At 68.0% G+C, this 14,977-nt stretch carries 14 protein-coding genes; 7 read left to right on the top strand and 7 right to left on the bottom strand.

What is annotated here, in order from left to right:
- From D620_RS16925 to smpB, 6 genes are all read right to left on the bottom strand, one after another.
- Positions 1 to 143, bottom strand: a 143-nt coding sequence (locus tag D620_RS16925; protein ID WP_420705276.1) for a transposase, incomplete at its 3' end; no start/stop codon positions are given.
- Between the two features lie 114 nt (positions 144 to 257).
- Positions 258 to 1,883 carry a DUF4139 domain-containing protein gene (locus tag D620_RS14485; RefSeq protein WP_017664163.1) on the bottom strand — a complete coding sequence of 542 codons (1,626 nt, stop codon included), beginning with the start codon at positions 1,881 to 1,883 and terminating at the stop codon, positions 258 to 260.
- A 10-nt stretch (positions 1,884 to 1,893) separates the two neighbouring features.
- Entirely contained in the window at positions 1,894 to 3,399 is a 1,506-nt protein-coding gene (locus D620_RS0102275) for a DUF4139 domain-containing protein (RefSeq protein WP_017664162.1), read from the bottom strand.
- Positions 3,400 to 3,495: 96 nt separating this feature from the next.
- Positions 3,496 to 5,943, bottom strand: a complete 2,448-nt coding sequence (locus D620_RS14480; RefSeq protein WP_017664161.1) for a response regulator — start codon at positions 5,941 to 5,943, stop codon at positions 3,496 to 3,498.
- Between the two features lie 121 nt (positions 5,944 to 6,064).
- On the bottom strand, positions 6,065 to 6,679 hold the full coding sequence (locus D620_RS0102265; RefSeq protein WP_233991935.1) for a DUF2062 domain-containing protein: 615 nt from the start codon (positions 6,677 to 6,679) through the stop codon (positions 6,065 to 6,067).
- 109 nt (positions 6,680 to 6,788) lie between these two features.
- Positions 6,789 to 7,271: an SsrA-binding protein SmpB gene (gene smpB, locus D620_RS0102260; RefSeq protein ID WP_017664159.1), complete on the bottom strand. Its 483-nt coding sequence runs from the start codon at positions 7,269 to 7,271 to the stop codon at positions 6,789 to 6,791.
- 104 nt (positions 7,272 to 7,375) lie between these two features.
- Between smpB and D620_RS0102255 the strand changes: the two genes are divergently transcribed.
- Positions 7,376 to 8,440, top strand: a complete 1,065-nt coding sequence (locus tag D620_RS0102255; RefSeq protein WP_017664158.1) for a succinylglutamate desuccinylase/aspartoacylase family protein — start codon at positions 7,376 to 7,378, stop codon at positions 8,438 to 8,440.
- A gap of 27 nt (positions 8,441 to 8,467) precedes the next feature.
- Here D620_RS0102255 and dapA read toward each other — a convergent pair whose 3' ends face one another.
- On the bottom strand, positions 8,468 to 9,355 hold the full coding sequence (gene dapA, locus D620_RS0102250) for a 4-hydroxy-tetrahydrodipicolinate synthase (protein WP_017664157.1): 888 nt from the start codon (positions 9,353 to 9,355) through the stop codon (positions 8,468 to 8,470).
- A gap of 96 nt (positions 9,356 to 9,451) precedes the next feature.
- Between dapA and D620_RS0102245 the strand changes: the two genes are divergently transcribed.
- The 6 genes from D620_RS0102245 to D620_RS0102220 are packed head-to-tail and all read left to right on the top strand — an operon-like array spanning position 9,452 to position 14,976.
- Complete coding sequence (locus D620_RS0102245; RefSeq protein ID WP_233991933.1) at positions 9,452 to 11,413, top strand: lytic transglycosylase domain-containing protein; 1,962 nt, start codon at positions 9,452 to 9,454, stop codon at positions 11,411 to 11,413.
- Between the two features lie 8 nt (positions 11,414 to 11,421).
- Positions 11,422 to 11,901: a GreA/GreB family elongation factor gene (locus D620_RS0102240; protein ID WP_026091888.1), complete on the top strand. Its 480-nt coding sequence runs from the start codon at positions 11,422 to 11,424 to the stop codon at positions 11,899 to 11,901.
- On the top strand, positions 11,894 to 12,355 hold the full coding sequence (locus tag D620_RS0102235; protein ID WP_017664154.1) for a hypothetical protein: 462 nt from the start codon (positions 11,894 to 11,896) through the stop codon (positions 12,353 to 12,355). The genes D620_RS0102240 and D620_RS0102235 overlap by 8 nt, the downstream gene beginning before the upstream one ends.
- A gap of 41 nt (positions 12,356 to 12,396) precedes the next feature.
- Positions 12,397 to 13,653 carry a 23S rRNA (adenine(2503)-C(2))-methyltransferase RlmN gene (gene rlmN, locus D620_RS0102230; RefSeq protein WP_017664153.1) on the top strand — a complete coding sequence of 419 codons (1,257 nt, stop codon included), beginning with the start codon at positions 12,397 to 12,399 and terminating at the stop codon, positions 13,651 to 13,653.
- A gap of 52 nt (positions 13,654 to 13,705) precedes the next feature.
- Positions 13,706 to 14,272 (top strand): hypothetical protein, encoded by a 567-nt coding sequence (locus D620_RS0102225; protein ID WP_017664152.1) that lies wholly within the window; start codon positions 13,706 to 13,708, stop codon positions 14,270 to 14,272.
- A complete protein-coding gene (locus D620_RS0102220) occupies positions 14,272 to 14,976 on the top strand; it encodes a hypothetical protein (protein WP_017664151.1) in 705 nt (234 codons plus the stop codon). The genes D620_RS0102225 and D620_RS0102220 overlap by 1 nt, the downstream gene beginning before the upstream one ends.
- Position 14,977: the final 1 nt, after the last annotated feature.

Below are 14,977 nucleotides of genomic sequence, written 5' to 3'. Positions count from 1 at the left end.
TGACCGCACCACTGGCAGGAATAGGCGCGCTCGGCCTTGATGCGATACCAGTTCGAAGGGCGCTCGCACGAAGGGCAGGTGTAGCCCTGCCCGAACCGCACCGTGAACAGGTGCGAGAGGCAGGTTTCATCATCCGGAAACATCCGAAAGAAGGCGGCGGTGGTGAGCGGCTTCGTCATGCAAATTCATATGCCGACCGCGTTACGTATGTCAAGGGGATACACCCCAATTATTTGCGCGGGGTTCAAGGCCCGATCCTACTCACGGGTCGCCTCGCGCGCTTTCCATTCGTAGGTCTGCGTCGTGTTGGCCGGAACGATCACCTCGACTGTCTGCCAGCCGTTCTTGAGCACCGGCTTCATGCGCGGCAGGCGGATCTCGTATTCGCCGCCCCAGCCCAGTTGCAGCCGCAACGTGACAGGGTGCGGGTTGGCGTTGGTCAGCACCGCCCGCATCGGCGACCACTTGGCGAGGTTCGAGCTGCGCCTGTTGCGGGTGTAATTGCCGCAGGTCCCGAAGACCTGCGCGCTTGTCCCCAGCGCCAGCTCGACATCCTGCCCGCGGGCGTAATCGCGCAAACTGGTCTGCGCGGCGAGCTGGGCCCCGCGCGAGGTCGGCTCGAACAGCGTCATCTGCCCTTGCGGCAGTGCGATCCCGAGACCCTTCCTGTCCTCGTTCTTGGTCACAAGCAGCAGATTGGCGGCGTCCGGCTCGTCGATTTCGGGGTCGATCAACGCGTAGGGATCGCACTGGGTCTCGTAGAGCAGCCGCGCCTTGACCGCTTGCCTGTTGAGGAAGGCGACCTGCTTCATTCCCTTGGCCGACACGTCAACGCGGCCGGGCACGCGGAACAGCTTCAAGTCACCGAGGTCTTCCTCCTCGGCGGTGACGACCGAGACGGCCTCCTCCCTGACGGCCCCCGTGCGCAGCCGCGCGCCTGTCACCACGACCTCGCGCGCGTCCATCGCCATCATCGGGGGCGGCGCCATCGGCGGCGGGGGCACGAACATTTCCGGTTCTTCGCCATCCGAAGTGCTGCCGAGCGGATAGCAGGTGAGATAGAGCCCCTCGGCCACTGGCGGATCGGCGAGGCCCTCGTAATCGCTCTCGACATTGAGCTTGCCGGCGATGATCTGGAGCCGCGCGTTGTCGAAGCTCTGGCCGTTGTCGTTGACGAGGGTGAGCCAGCTAAACAGCCCCATCTCGAATTCCTCGCCCGATTGCTTTTCGGTCATCCGGCCGACGTAATCGGCCTGCCAGTCGAAGCCCCAGGCGAGATAGGTGAGGGTCACGTCAAAGGTGCCCCCCTCGTCCGAGCGGGTGTCGACCGAGAACACCGGCTGCGCGGAGAGCCCGGCGGGGATGCGGTTATAGGTCAGCGTCTCGGGGAGCCCCGAGCACTGCACCGCCTCCAAGCCCTGCGCGGTCTGGAGCACAAGTCCGCCGTCCGCGCGGGTGCGCACCACGGCGCTTTCGCTGACCTGCCTGCCGGTGGCGGGGTTCATCCGCGTGATCGTCACCCGGTTGCCGAGCGTGCCGTCGACCAGCGCAGCGGGCGAGAGGAGCTGCGTGTTGCGGTTCTTCTCGATCGTGCCGCCGGGCAGCCCGGTGACGATCGCGGAGACGCCGATCATCCCCTCGGCCACGCCTTCGAAGCGGACCGTCGATTCGCCCCTGGGCAGCGTCACCCTGCGGGTCTCGGAGATCATCGCCAGGCCTTGCGGATCCTCGGCGTCGAGTTCGTCTTCGAGGTCCCGGTCGGGATCGCGGTAGATCGTCACCGCCAGATCGACCGGCGCCGAGGCATCGATCACCTCGCGCGCCCACAGCGGGGCGGCGAGCGTGCAGCCCAGCCCTGCCAGCAGGAAAGCGGCGGTCCGCATGGCCCGCGCCTCAGTAGCGGGTTTCGTAGGTCACGCGGATCACCCGCTCGCCATTGGCGGGGACGGGGACGATGTAGCGCCGCCGGTCGGCGTTCAGCTGTTCGCCCTTGATGTCCTCGGCGGGGATGCGGAAATCATCCGACCACCAGTTGTTGCCGAGGCCGGTCTGGGTGAGCTGCACCTCGACCGCTTCGGGCTTGGCGTTGGTGAGGGTGTAGCGCATCACGGTGCGATAGTAGGTCTTGGGCCGTTCGAGGGTGCCCTGCTCGACGACCGCGCCATTCCTGACCACCCGCCAGCGCGCGCTCTTTTCCCATTCGTCCGAGGTGATCGTCTCGCGCTTTTCGACCTCGGCCTTGACGGTGATGTCGAAGGCGTCGCCTGTCACCAGCGAAAGATCGCTGCCCATCGGGGTGTGGCCGATGCCCTTCTCGCCAATGAACTGCGGTGTGCCCTCACGGTCGTGCTGATAGAAGCGCACCGTGCCGGCGGGCAGCGCATCGCCCAGCCCCTGATCGCGCGAGGTCGAGAAGGCGATACGGCTTTCGACGTTCTGCGGCTGCTCGTCGTTCTGGCGGAAATAGATCTCGCGCGAATAGATCTTCTTTGCAGGAACCGCCTGCACATCAAGGAAGCTGACCTGCTTGGTCTGGGCGTTGGCGATCGTGGTGCGCCCCGCAATCGGGTAGAGATAGAAATCGCCGAGCTGCTCGCGCGAGGCGGTCTGGGTCCCGGCGCGGGTCATGCCGCGGTCGCCGAAGGAGCGGCGGTTGCCTCCGTTCGGATCGCCGGCGACCAGCACGGTATCGGCATTGTGGAAGGTGGTGCCGGTATTGTTGGTGAGCGTCACCCAGCCCTGCATGTCGATCGTGCCCGCGCTCTCGTTGTAGAGCGCGACATAATCGGCGTTCCAGCCGAGCCCGCCGGTCAGGTAACGCAGCTGCACGGGGCGGGTGCCGGCGCGGGTCGAATCGAGGTTGACCGACAGCGTGGGCCGCGCGCGCAGGCCCGGGGGCACGCGGTCGAAGATGACGCGCACCGGCAGGCCATCGTCGCGCAGCACTTCGATGCGGTCGCCGATCTGGATCACCGTGCCGCCTGCGACAGAGAGCACCTTGGCCCGCTCGCGGGTTTCGGTGCCGGTCGCGGGATTGGTGCGAAGGAGCGTGACGGTCTGGCCGATCGCCTTCTCCATCAGCTTGGACGGCGTGAGCAGATCGTAATCGAAATTCTGCTCGATGATCGTGGTGCCCGCCGCGGCAAAGCTCAGCGTCTGGGGACGAATCTGGGCGGAGACATCGGGGAACTCGACGCGGGCTCGCCCTTGCGCGATGGCGAGCTGGCGCACGTCCTGGACCAGCGCGAGGTTGGAATTGTAGATCGTGATCGCAACGTCGCCCTGAGCGGTTTCGGCCGGGGTCGCCGCCTCGCCCGCAGGCGCGGTCTGCGCCGCGGCACTTGCCGCCAGAACCGCCGCAGCAATGCTGCAAGCGCCGATAATCGCACGGTTGGTCATGTCGTCCCCTCCACTCGTCGTGGGCGAGGATGAACGAAACTGCCGCTTTATCCAAGATGAATGGTGGCCCGGCAGCCAAGAATTCCGCGCCGCCGCCTAGCCTTGCGCCCCGGCATTGGCGCGCGCCTCGCGCAGCACCGCGCCGACCTTGTCGCCGATCGCGGCGACGCTGAAGGGCTTTGCGATGAAGTGCATATCGGGGATATCGATATCGCGCCGCAGCTGCTCCTCGGCATAGCCCGACATGAACAGCACCGGCATGTGCGGCAACCTGGCGCGGATCGCGCGGACCATGGCGGGACCGTCCATCCCGGGCATCACCACATCGCTCACCACCAGATCGAAGCGGTTCGTCCCCTCGATGATCGCCGCGAGCCCCTCCTCGCCATTGGCGCAGGCGGTGACTTCATAGCCCGCCCGCGTCAGCGCGCGTTCGGCGACGGTGCGGACCATGTCCTCGTCCTCGACCAGCAGCACCTTGCCGCCTGCCGACCAGTCCGAGGAGACCAGCGCGGGGACCGGACGCTTCCTGGGCACCTCTCCGCGGTGGACCGGGAAATAGACCGTGAAGCGCGCGCCGGTGGGGTGGCCGGATTTGTCAGCGATGTTGTCGGCGAAGATGAACCCGCCCGATTGCTTGACGATCCCGTAGGCGGTCGAAAGGCCAAGGCCCGTGCCCTTGCCCTGCTCCTTGGTGGTGAAGAAGGGCTCGAACAGCTTGGGCAGCACATGCGGGGGGATGCCGCCGCCGGTGTCCTGCACGATCAGGACTGTATAGTCCGCTGCCGGCAAGACCTCCGAGCCCAATTGTACGACCTGCTTGGCCTGCAAGGTGCGCGTGAACAGGCTGATCCGCCCCTGCCCGTTGCCGCGTGGCTGGCCCCCGTTGCCCTGAATGGCATCGCGCGCGTTGACGGCAAGGTTCATGATGACCTGTTCGAGCTGCTGCGGGTCCGCGCGCACCGGCCCGAGGTTGCGGTCATGCTGGACATAATAGGTGATCTTCTCGCCCAGCAGCCGCTTGATCAGCGGGCTGACCTCGCTCACCACATCGGGCAGCTGGATGATCTCGGGCCTCAGGGTCTGCTGGCGCGAGAAAGCGAGCAGCTGGCGGGTCAGCGAGGCGGCGCGGTTGGAATTGGCGCGGATCTGCTGGATGTCGTCATAATCGCTGTCGCCCGGGATATGGCGCAGCAGCATCAGATCGCAGGTGCCGATGATCGCGGTCAGCACATTGTTGAAATCATGCGCGACCCCGCCCGCGAGCTGACCGACCGCCTGCATCTTGGTCGCCTGCGCGACCTGCCGCCTGAGCTGGTTCTCCTGGCTGGTGTCGGCAAGGCTGAGCAGCACCGCCGCATCGCCGAGCCCACGCACGCCTGCAAGCCCGAGGCTGACCGGCTCCTCGGGTGAATTGGCGAGCCGCACGGCGACATCGCCGCTCGTCGCGGGCCCGCGCCCGTGGCGGCGCACCGCATCGGAGAGTGCGGCCTTGTCCTCGCGGGTTACGAGATCGGTCGGGAAGGCTGGCAGCCCCCGCCCCTCGCGCCCGACGCTGCGCAGGAAGGCCTCGTTGGCGAACAGGAACCGCCCGTCGCGGTCGGTCATCGCCAGGCCAAGCGGCAGCTGCGCGAGCAGCGCGTCGAGCTGCGCGACCCCCGCCTGCGAGGCCCCGCCGAAGCCGGAACCGATGCCCACCCCCGAATCGATCAGCAGCATCAGCGAGGTCGCCTCATCGGGCCCGGCAGCCGTCACCCGCTCCTCGGGATTGGCCAGCGGCACATCGACCAGCGTCTGCGGGGTGCCGCCGCGGCCCTCGCGGGCAAAGAAGATGCGGTCACGCTCGTCGGACCTCAGGAAGCTCACGAAGTCCTGCCCGACAAGGCTGGCGCGCTCGTCGCCCGCGGCGCGTTCGGCAAAGCCGGCGCTGACCGCGCGGATCACGCCTTCTGCCGTGGTGATCGCGCTCTCGATCCCGGCGCGGCTCAGCATCCGGCCGAAAGGGCCGGCCAGATCGAGCGCCTGCAGGCTCTCCCCGCCCGAGCGCGCGAGCGGCTTCAGCCGCCAGATCAGGTGATCATCGCCGCGCCCGGCGCGCGTGGCGCTGATCTGCCAGCGGGTCTCGTCCGACGCCTCGACATCCTCGACGCTCGCCGTCCCTTCGCGCCAGGCATTGCGGGCGAGCAACGTCACCGCCTCCAGCGCCGCGCGGTCCATCGGCAGCGCAGGCGGCGCGGCGCCGGCACCGAAGCTGTCGAGGAAGAACAGGTTGGCGCAGACCATGCGGTTGGCACGGTCGGTGATCGCGATCGCCTCGCCAGCGCGCTCGATCGCGGCGACAGTGACGCTCCAGTCGGGCGCGGCGAGGCTGCCCTCCGCGGGCCGGATGCGCAGGCTCTCGAGCAGCACCATCCCGCCCAGGAGGACGCCCGCCGCGAGCACGAAGGCAAGGCCGACGATCCAGCTGGCGGTCGCAAGCCACAGCACCAACCCGCTCGCCAGCACCGCCCCGCCAAGCACGGCGATCAGGCCCGCAGGCGGCAAAGCCGTCGCGCTGCCGGTGTGATCGGCAAGGACAAGGTCGTTGGCGGGAGAGCCGGGGCGGCGGGACAAGACGGGGAGGCTCCTTCGGATAACGGCCGACGGGGCCGCGGAAACCCTTTCCCTACTGCGCTCCGAGCCGCTGGTCGAGCCGCGCTTCCATCGCCTTCAACCGTCTGGCGCGCTTGCGGGACACCACGGCGCGCCACACCCAGCCCGACAGCAGCCAGCCCAGCGGCGGGGTGAGCAGCGAGAGCACGAGATAGCCAAGCAAAGTGGCAGCGCCGACTTCATAGGCCATCGACAGCCACGCCCAGGTGCCGCTGTCGGCCTGTGCTGCCGCGAGCCCTGCGCCGGCGGCGTCGAAACGCATGAAGAACTCGCCGATGCGGTTCGCGATCACCAGCCAGAACGGCAGAGTGAAGGGATTGGTAACGAAGGTGACGAGCGCTGCGAGCGGCACGTTGGCGCGGGTCGGCAAGGCGAGGAAGGCCGACAGGAAAATCTGCCCGATCGGGATGATGAACGCGGCAAACAGCCCGAGAGCAACCCCGCGCGGCACAGAGCGGCGGGTGAAGCGCCACAATTCAGGGCTGAGGAAACGGTGCGCGATGGGGGCGAGATACTTGTTCTGCGCCATCTCTTCGCGGGTCGGCGTGTTCTTGCGGATCACGTCCATCGCCCAGGTCTTGGAACGCAGGCCAAGGCCCCGCTTGGCTGGCGGCGGGGGCGTTGTCATGCAAGGGTCCTTGCGGAGACGGCGGGGATCGGGAAGGCAGGCATCTTGTCCATATGGGTAGCACGCTTGAGGTGACCAGTGGGTGAAGGCATGGCCCCGGTGAATTTTCCTAACCCCGCTCGCGCATGAGGCGCGCCTTGTCGCGCTTCCAGTCGCGCTCCTTGATGCTGGCGCGCTTGTCGTGGGTCTGCTTGCCCTTGGCGAGCGCGAGCTCGACCTTCGCGCGCCCCGTCCGGTTGAAATAGATCGAGAGCGGCACCAGCGTCATGCCCTTCCTCTCGACCGCGCCGAACAGCTTGTCGATCTCGCGCTCGTGGAGCAGCAATTTGCGCGGCCGGCGCGGTTCGTGGTTGAGGCGGTTGCCGTGCGAGTATTCGGGGATGTTGGCGTTGACCAGCCAGACCTGCGCATCGCGCACCTCGGCATAGCTTTCCGCGATGCTCGCCTCGCCCGCCCTCAATGCCTTGACCTCGGTTCCCGACAGCGCGAGCCCGGCCTCGTAGACGTCCTCGACATGGTAATCGAAGCGCGCACGGCGGTTCTCGGCGACGATCTTCACTTTGTCGAAGGTGACGGGCTTGGGGCGTGCCATAAGGCGGCGCGGCATAGGCGCTGTGCGTCCAAAAAGCGAGGGGCTTTGCGATTTGCCGCACTGGGCGTAGCATCGCCGGAGGGGTTACAGGGGGAATTGCGCCAATGGAGACGCCGCAGCCGTTCATCATCGCAGGCGAAAGCATCGCGCCGGGCAGCCACAGCGATATCGCCTTTCCGATCACGACCATGGCCACGGGCACCAGTTCGTCGCTCGGCGTGCGGGTGCTGCATGGCGCGAAGGCGGGCCCGGCAGTGTTCGTCAGCGCGGCGATCCATGGCGATGAAATCATCGGCACCGCGATCATCCAGCGGCTGGCGCAGGAATTGCAGCCCGAGGCTCTGGCGGGGACGGTGCTGCTTGTGCCGGTCTCCAACATCTTCGGCTTCATCACCCACAGCCGCTATCTGCCCGACCGGCGCGACCTCAACCGCTCCTTTCCGGGCAGCGCGGGCGGATCGCTCGCCGGGCAGCTCGCGCATATCTTCTACCGCGAGGTGGTGTCGCGCTGTTCGCTGGGGATCGACATCCACTCGGCCGCGATCCACCGCTACAACCTCCCCCAGATCCGTATTGCCGCAGGCAACCGCAAGCTGGTGGAGCTGGCGATGGCCTTCGGCGCGCCGGTGATCATCGAAAGCCCGTTGCGCGACGGCAGCTTGCGCGATCTGGCGCAGAAGAAGGGCGTCGACATGCTGCTGATGGAGGCGGGCGAGGCGCTGCGGTTCGATCGCCTGTCGATCGAGACAGGGGTCGAGGGCGTGACCCGGGTGCTCGCCCACCTGGGAATGATCGAGGCCGACGACGGCCTCAGCGCGGTGGGCATCCCGGCGCGGGCGAACAAGTCGGTCTGGGTGCGCAGCCCGCGCGGCGGCGTGACGCACCGCGTGCGCAAAAGCGGCGATCCGGTCCGGAAGGGCGACCTGCTCGCCTGCGTGGCAGGGCTGTTCGGCGAAGATGCGCAGGAACTGATCAGCCCGGTCGATGGCATCATCATCGGCCATGCCACGCTGCCGGTGGTGCATCAGGGCGACGCCCTGTTCCACATCGCCGCCATCCCCCATCCCGAACGCGTCGGCGCGCGGATCGACACCATCACCGAAGCAATTCTGGCGAGCGAGCCGGAGGGCTTTGCCGAACGGCTGCTGGACGAGGACGAGGTGGTATAGCGGTCGGCGCAAGCCAACCCTTGCGCCCTACCCTTCGATTACCCCGGCCAGCACCAGCGCCTCGTCGACCGCGCGCTTGGCCTCGTCCGAGCACTCGACCAGCGGCAGGCGCACTTCGGGCCCGATCCAGTCATGGACGCGGGCGAGCGCATACTTGACAGGCGCAGGGGAAGCGTCGGAGAACATCGCGTAGTGCAGCGGGAACAGGCGGTCGTTCAATTGCCGCGCCTTCTTCAGCTCGTTGGCGGCAATCGCTTCGTGGAATTCTGCGCACAGCCTGGGCGCGACATTGGCCGTCACCGAAATGCACCCGCGTCCGCCCGCCGCCGCGTGCGGCAGCCACAGCTCGTCGTTGCCCGACAGCTGGCAGAACTCGCGCCCGATCCCCATGCGGTGATCGGCAACGCGCGAGAGGTCTCCGGAGGCATCCTTGATGGCGATGATCCGGTCAGGATACTTGCGCACCAGCTCGACCACGGTGTCGTCGAGAATGTCGGTCACCGTGCGCCCGGGCACGTTGTAGAGCACGATCGGCAGGTCGCAGTTTTCAGCAAGATAGCTGAAATGGGCGATCAGCCCCCGCTGGCTCGGGCGGTTGTAATAGGGCGCAACGCACAGCCCTGCCGCAGCCCCGGCCTTCTTGGCAAAGGTCATATGGAGCTGGGCGTTGCGCGTATCGTTCGACCCGCAGCCCGCGATCACCGGCACGCGGCCCGCAGCCTGTTCGATGCACACCTCGATCACGCGGTGATGCTCGGCGTTGGAGAGCGTCGAGGCCTCGCCCGTGGTGCCGCAGGGGACCAGCGCGGCGCTGCCGTTTTCGATCTGCCAGTCGACCAGCCGGCGGAAGGCGGCCTCGTCGAACGCCCCGCCGCGAAAAGGAGTCACCAGAGCGGGTATCGAACCGCTGAACATTGCTATTGTCCTGCCTTCATCGCTAGATAGAAAAACCTGTGGGAGCCCTCCCCCGCCCCTCCACGTTCACCGCCTGATAAGGAGCCGGTAGGCACTATGTCCAGCATGGTCCGCAAGCTTTTGAATACCCGCCGGATATATGCTGCGATTCTGGGTGCTTGCGTGCTCGGCGCGGGCGCGCCCGCAGCCGCGCAGCAATGGGGCGCAGGGCAGGATCTGGTCGCGCGCCAGCCGGGCGATGTCGATGCGGCGATCGCCCGCTGGGAAACGCTCCAGGCCAACCGCGGCTATGCCTTTGCCGACTATGCGGGCTTCGTGCTCACCAATCCGACCTTCCCCAAGACCGACGTTCTGCGCCTGCGTGCCGAAGCCGCTCTGGAAATCGAGGCGCCCTCGCAAGCCGAGGTGGTGCGCTTCTTCGATGCCAACCCGCCGCTCACCAATCCGGGCCGCGCCCGCTATGCGCTGGCGCTGGCCGCCATGCAGCGGCCCGAAGCCTTCACCGAGGCGCGCAAGGCCTGGCGCGGCGGGCAGATGGCCGACCCGGTCGAGCTCTACATCGCGCAGCTTTACAGCGCGCAGTTCACGCCCGAGGATCACGCCGTGCGCGCCGATGCGCTGCTGTGGCAGGGCAAGGCCGACGCCGCCGCGCGCCAGCTGGTCAATCTTGGCGAAGACGCCCGCCCGATGGCGATGGCGCGCCTCTCGTTGCTGCGCGGGAGCCGGCCCGAGGCTGCGGGGATCGCCGTGCCGCAGGGCGCCGAGGCCGATCCGGGATATGTCTTCAATCTGGTGAAGTTCCTGCGCTCGAGTGGCCAGAACTACGAAGCCGCGCGCAGCTTTGTCAGCCGCCCCGCCTTCGTGCGCCCCGCGCTCGATCCCGAAGCCTTTGTCGGCCAGCTGCTCGGCCTTGCCGATGATGTCGGGCCTTCGGATGCCGCGCAGATCGCCGCTCGCAGCGGCGACCTGTTCGCCCCCGATGCCGACCTGTCGCAGACCAGCTTCACCCTGCGCGACCGGCTTACCGACCTGATGTGGCTGGGCGGCACCAAGGCGCTGTGGAGCCTGGGCGACGGGGCCGGCGCCGCGCCCCTGTTCGCGCGCTATGGCGACGCGGCCAAGACCCCGCTGACCAAGGCCAAGGGCTATTACTGGGCGGGCCGTGCGGCGCGTCAGGCGGGCGATCAGGCTGCGGCGCAGCGCTGGTTCGAAATGGCCGCGCGCTGGCCCGATTACTACTACGGCCAGCTCGCGCTGTCCGCGCTCGGCCGGCCGATGCCCGCTTTCGCCAGCCTGCCCCAGCCCGCCATGGCCGCCTCGCAGCGCGCCGAGTTCGAGGCACGGCCGGTCGTCCAGGCGATCCGCGCCCTCGCCACGAACCGCCGCAACTGGCGCACCGAGCGGCGCTTCTTCGAGGCGCTGGGCGACGAGGCCGATACCCCTGCCGAACTGCTGATGGCCGGCATGCTGGCGCGCGAGACAGGGCTTGACGAGATGGCCGTGGTGCTCGGCCTCAAGATGGGCGAGACGGGGGTTGCCGGACTTGAACGGATCGGCTTCCCCACCCTCGCCACACCGCCCGCGGTCAATGATTGGGTGATGGTCCACGCCATCGGCCGCCAGGAAAGCGAGTTCGACCGCACGCGCGAGAGCCATGCCGGCGCGCGCGGGATCATGCAGCTGATGCCGGCGACCGCGCGCGAGCAGGCGGGCAAGCTCGGCGTGCAATATCTCTCGGCCGATCTCACCGGATCGCCGGCCTACAACATCCAGCTGGGCGACGCCTATTTCGCGCGGATGCTGGCCTATTACGGCGGCTCATACCCGCTCGCCATCGGGGCCTACAACGCCGGGCCGGGACGGGTGAACCAGTGGCTGCGGGCGAACGGCGACCCGCGCACCGGGGCGATCGGCTGGGCGGAATGGATCGAGAAGATCCCCGCCAATTTCGAGACGCGCTATTACATCATGCGGGTGATCGGCAATGCGGTGACCTATTCGCACATGTATCCCGAACAGGCGGGCCTGCCGCGCACCGTCGACACCTTCCTGCGCTGAGGCAGCTGGTGAAGCCGGCGGGGCCTCCGATCACGCCTCAGGGGATGGCGGCCTTGAAGGCGCGCTATGACCATCTGTTGGGCACCGAGCGCCCCGCGATCGTCGAGATCGTCAGCTGGGCGGCCGGCAATGGCGACCGCAGCGAGAACGGCGACTATCTCTACGGCCGCAAGAAGATGCGCGAGATCGACCGCGAGCTCGCGCATCTCGCCCGCCGGATGAAGGTGCTGCGGGTGGTCGATCCGGCGGCGCAGGTCGACCGCGCCCGGGTGTTCTTCGGCGCGCGCGTCACCATCGCCGACGAGGACGACAACCGCCCGACCGTCACGCTGGTGGGCGATGACGAGCAGGACGCAGGGCGCGGCCTGATCGGCTGGAACTCCCCGATGGCGCGCGCGCTGCGGGGCGCGAGCATTGGGGATACCCGGGTGGTCGCCCTCCCCTCGGGCACGCGCGAGTGGGAAGTGATGGCGATTGCCTATGACTAGGTTCTGGCCGCTCGCCCTCCTCGTCCTGGCCGCCGTGCCTTTGGCCGCGCGCGACAGTCTCGGGGTCTTCGAGAGCTGGGCGGCGTTCCGCGATGCCTCTCCGGCGCGGTGCTATGCGATCGCCAAGGCGGAAGGAAAGTCCGCCGCGCCCGCCTATGCGACGGTCTCGCTGTGGCCGGGCAAGGGCGTGCGCGGGGCGGTGCATCTGGTGCTCTCCCGCGAGGTTCCCGCCAAGGGCGCGGTGCGCCTCGCGGTGGGCGACAAGCGCTTCACCCTCGTCACCAAGGGCCGCAATGCCTGGGCGGCGGACGCGCGCGGGGATGCGGCGATTGTCGCGGCGATGCGCTCCGCTGCCCGCATGAGCGTCTCGGGCGCAGGCTTCACCGACCGCTACACGCTCAGCGGCGCGGCAACGGCCATCGACGCGGCCACGGTGGGGTGTGCCAAGCGCTGACTCGCCAAACCGGCGATCGCGCACTATATGGCCGAGCGTCCATGGCCGATACCGCACTCATGACCATCCCGGGCCTCGTCGACCCGGTGCCTGCCGCGCGCGACATCACGCCCCGCGCCGATGGCCGCGTCGACCTCATTGGCCTCCCCCGCCCGCGCATCCGCGAGCTGTTCGAGGAAGCGGGCCTCGACGCCAAGGCTGCCAAGCTGCGCGCCAAGCAGGTGTTCCACTGGCTCTACCACCGGGGCGTCACCGATTTCGAGGCGATGACCGACATCGCCAAATCGATGCGCCCGTGGCTGGCGACACGCTTCGTGATCGGCCGCCCCGATGTGGTCGAGGCCCAGCACTCGGTCGACGGCACCCGCAAGTGGCTGCTGCGCACTGCCGACGGCCACGATTTCGAGATGGTCTTCATCCCCGACGAGACGCGCGGCACCCTGTGCGTCTCCTCGCAGGTCGGTTGCACCCTCACCTGCTCGTTCTGTCACACGGGCACGATGAAGCTGGTGAGGAACCTCACCCCCGGCGAGATCGTCGGGCAGGTGATGCTCGCCCGCGACGCATTGGGCGAATGGCCGCGCGGGAGCATGGCGAGCGACGCCGACCTGGTCGACGAGCACGACGAGGCCGGCCACTACACCGCCGACGGCCGGTTGCTCACCAACATCGTGATGATGGGCATGGGCGAGCCGCTCTACAATTTCGATCACGTGCGCGATGCCTTGAAGCTGGTGATGGACGGTGACGGCCTTGCCCTCTCCAAGCGTCGCATCACGCTTTCGACCAGCGGCGTCATCCCGATGATGGAGCGCTGCGGCGAGGAGATCGGGGTGAACCTCGCGGTCAGCTTGCACGGCGTGCGCAAGGAAGTGCGCGACGAGCTGGTGCCCTTGAACAGGAAATACGGCATCGAGGACCTGCTTCAGGCCTGCGCCGATTACCCGGGTGCCTCGAACGCGCGGCGCATCACTTTCGAATATGTGATGATCGCAGGGAAAAACGATCACGACGATGACGCGCGCGAGCTGGTCAGGCTGCTCCGGCAATACAATCTGCCCGCCAAGGTCAACCTTATCCCCTTCAACCCCTGGCCGGGTGCGGGTTACGAGACTTCGGCGCCCGATCGCATCCGGCGCTTTTCCGAGATCGTTTTCGAGGGCGGCTTCTCCGCCCCCGTGCGCACCCCGCGCGGGCGCGACATTGACGCTGCCTGCGGCCAATTGAAGACCGCCGCCGAGAAGAAAAGCCGCGCGCAACGAGACCGGGAGGCCGCCGCCGCCGCCGCGCTCGATTGACGCTGCGCAGCGCGGGGCGTAACCTTCGCGCATACCCTTGGGGAGGATCATAGTGGCATCTCGCGCATCCCGGCTCGCGCTCGCCTTCGGCGCGGTTGCTCTCGTCACCGGCACCTTGCCCGCGCAGGCGCAGTTCAGCGGCATTCTCGGCAGCGGCAAGCGCGGGGCGGAAAAGGCCGACAATTGCGGCAAGGGCAAGAAGGGCGATCGCGGTCGCGGCGCGCTCGGCGGGCTGCTCGGCGGGGCGGTCGACGAGGTGACGCGCAGCGCGCGCCTGCCCTCCTTCGTTCCGGTGCCCTCCTTCTCCGACCAGATCACCGAAAGCATCGCCTGCAAGCTCGATCCGGCCGAGCAGGCGCAGGCCGCCGAGGCGACCCTGTCCGCCACCCGCACCGATGACGCCGCCGCCCGGCCCGAAGTGGGCGCGAGCGCGCAGTGGACCTCGGCCTCGCGCGAGAATGTCAGCGGCACCTCGACCGTCACCGGCCGCGACAAGGACGGCGCCGCGCGCGACTGCATCACCGTCACCGATGTCGTGATCATCGAGGGTGAGGAAACCCGTGCAGAGAAACGCATGTGCCGTGCGCCGGGCGCGGCGCGCTATTCGATCGTCGCGTGATGGTCCGCGCGGCCGCGGCGCTTGCTGCGCTGGTGCTGCTGACCGGCGCTGCGGCGCCGATGGACAAGGACAACCCGACCTGCCCGGCCGAACCCGACTTCGGCCCGAAGACCGCGATGACCCTCACGCCTGCCGACCGCGGTGGCAAGCGCGTGCTGCTCGCCGAAGGCGCGATCGACGCGACGCTTCCCGCCCGCCTCAAGGCCGCCATCGAGGCCGACGAACGAATCGAGGAGGTCTGGCTGCGCAGCCGCGGCGGCAATGCCCGCGCGGGCAACGAGGCGGGCAAGGTGATCCGTTCCTACCGCGGCATGCTCACCCGCATTCCGGCGGGCTGGGCGTGCTTTTCGGCCTGCAACTTCGTGTTCATGGGCGGCGACCGGCGCGTGGTCGATGATGGCGGCGTGTTCATGGTCCACATGTTCACCCACACCGGCGACCGCGCGGCGATCGACGAGGTGGTGATCGAGGGCAGCAAGGCGACTACCGAATACATCGCCAGCATCGAGCAATCCTCCGCGATGCTGGCAAGCGAGGACAATGATTTCCTGATCCGCATGGGGGTCAGCCGCAAGCTCCTGACCGACATCATGTACCGCCAGCAGGCGGTGAAGAGCGAGGACAATCCCTCGACCCGCTATTGCCTCAGCCAGGCCGAGGTGCGCGAATACAACGTCATGCCGCTCGAGAAGGCGGCCCCCTGAG

The organism is Porphyrobacter sp. AAP82 (assembly GCF_000331285.1).
Lineage (GTDB): Bacteria > Pseudomonadota > Alphaproteobacteria > Sphingomonadales > Sphingomonadaceae > Erythrobacter.
This window is presented reverse-complemented; position numbering and strand designations above follow the sequence as displayed.

Excerpts from the sequence above, each read along its gene's own strand:
- D620_RS14485 (WP_017664163.1), bottom strand. The coding sequence starts at position 1,883 with ATGCGGACCGCCGCTTTCCTGCTGGCAGGGCTGGGCTGCACGCTCGCC.
- D620_RS0102275 (WP_017664162.1), bottom strand. The coding sequence starts at position 3,399 with ATGACCAACCGTGCGATTATCGGCGCTTGCAGCATTGCTGCGGCGGTT.
- D620_RS0102265 (WP_233991935.1), bottom strand. The coding sequence starts at position 6,679 with ATGACAACGCCCCCGCCGCCAGCCAAGCGGGGCCTTGGCCTGCGTTCC.
- smpB (WP_017664159.1), bottom strand. The coding sequence starts at position 7,271 with ATGGCACGCCCCAAGCCCGTCACCTTCGACAAAGTGAAGATCGTCGCC.
- D620_RS0102255 (WP_017664158.1), top strand. The coding sequence starts at position 7,376 with ATGGAGACGCCGCAGCCGTTCATCATCGCAGGCGAAAGCATCGCGCCG.
- dapA (WP_017664157.1), bottom strand. The coding sequence starts at position 9,355 with ATGTTCAGCGGTTCGATACCCGCTCTGGTGACTCCTTTTCGCGGCGGG.
- D620_RS0102245 (WP_233991933.1), top strand. The coding sequence starts at position 9,452 with ATGTCCAGCATGGTCCGCAAGCTTTTGAATACCCGCCGGATATATGCT.
- D620_RS0102235 (WP_017664154.1), top strand. The coding sequence starts at position 11,894 with ATGACTAGGTTCTGGCCGCTCGCCCTCCTCGTCCTGGCCGCCGTGCCT.
- rlmN (WP_017664153.1), top strand. The coding sequence starts at position 12,397 with ATGGCCGATACCGCACTCATGACCATCCCGGGCCTCGTCGACCCGGTG.
- D620_RS0102220 (WP_017664151.1), top strand. The coding sequence starts at position 14,272 with ATGGTCCGCGCGGCCGCGGCGCTTGCTGCGCTGGTGCTGCTGACCGGC.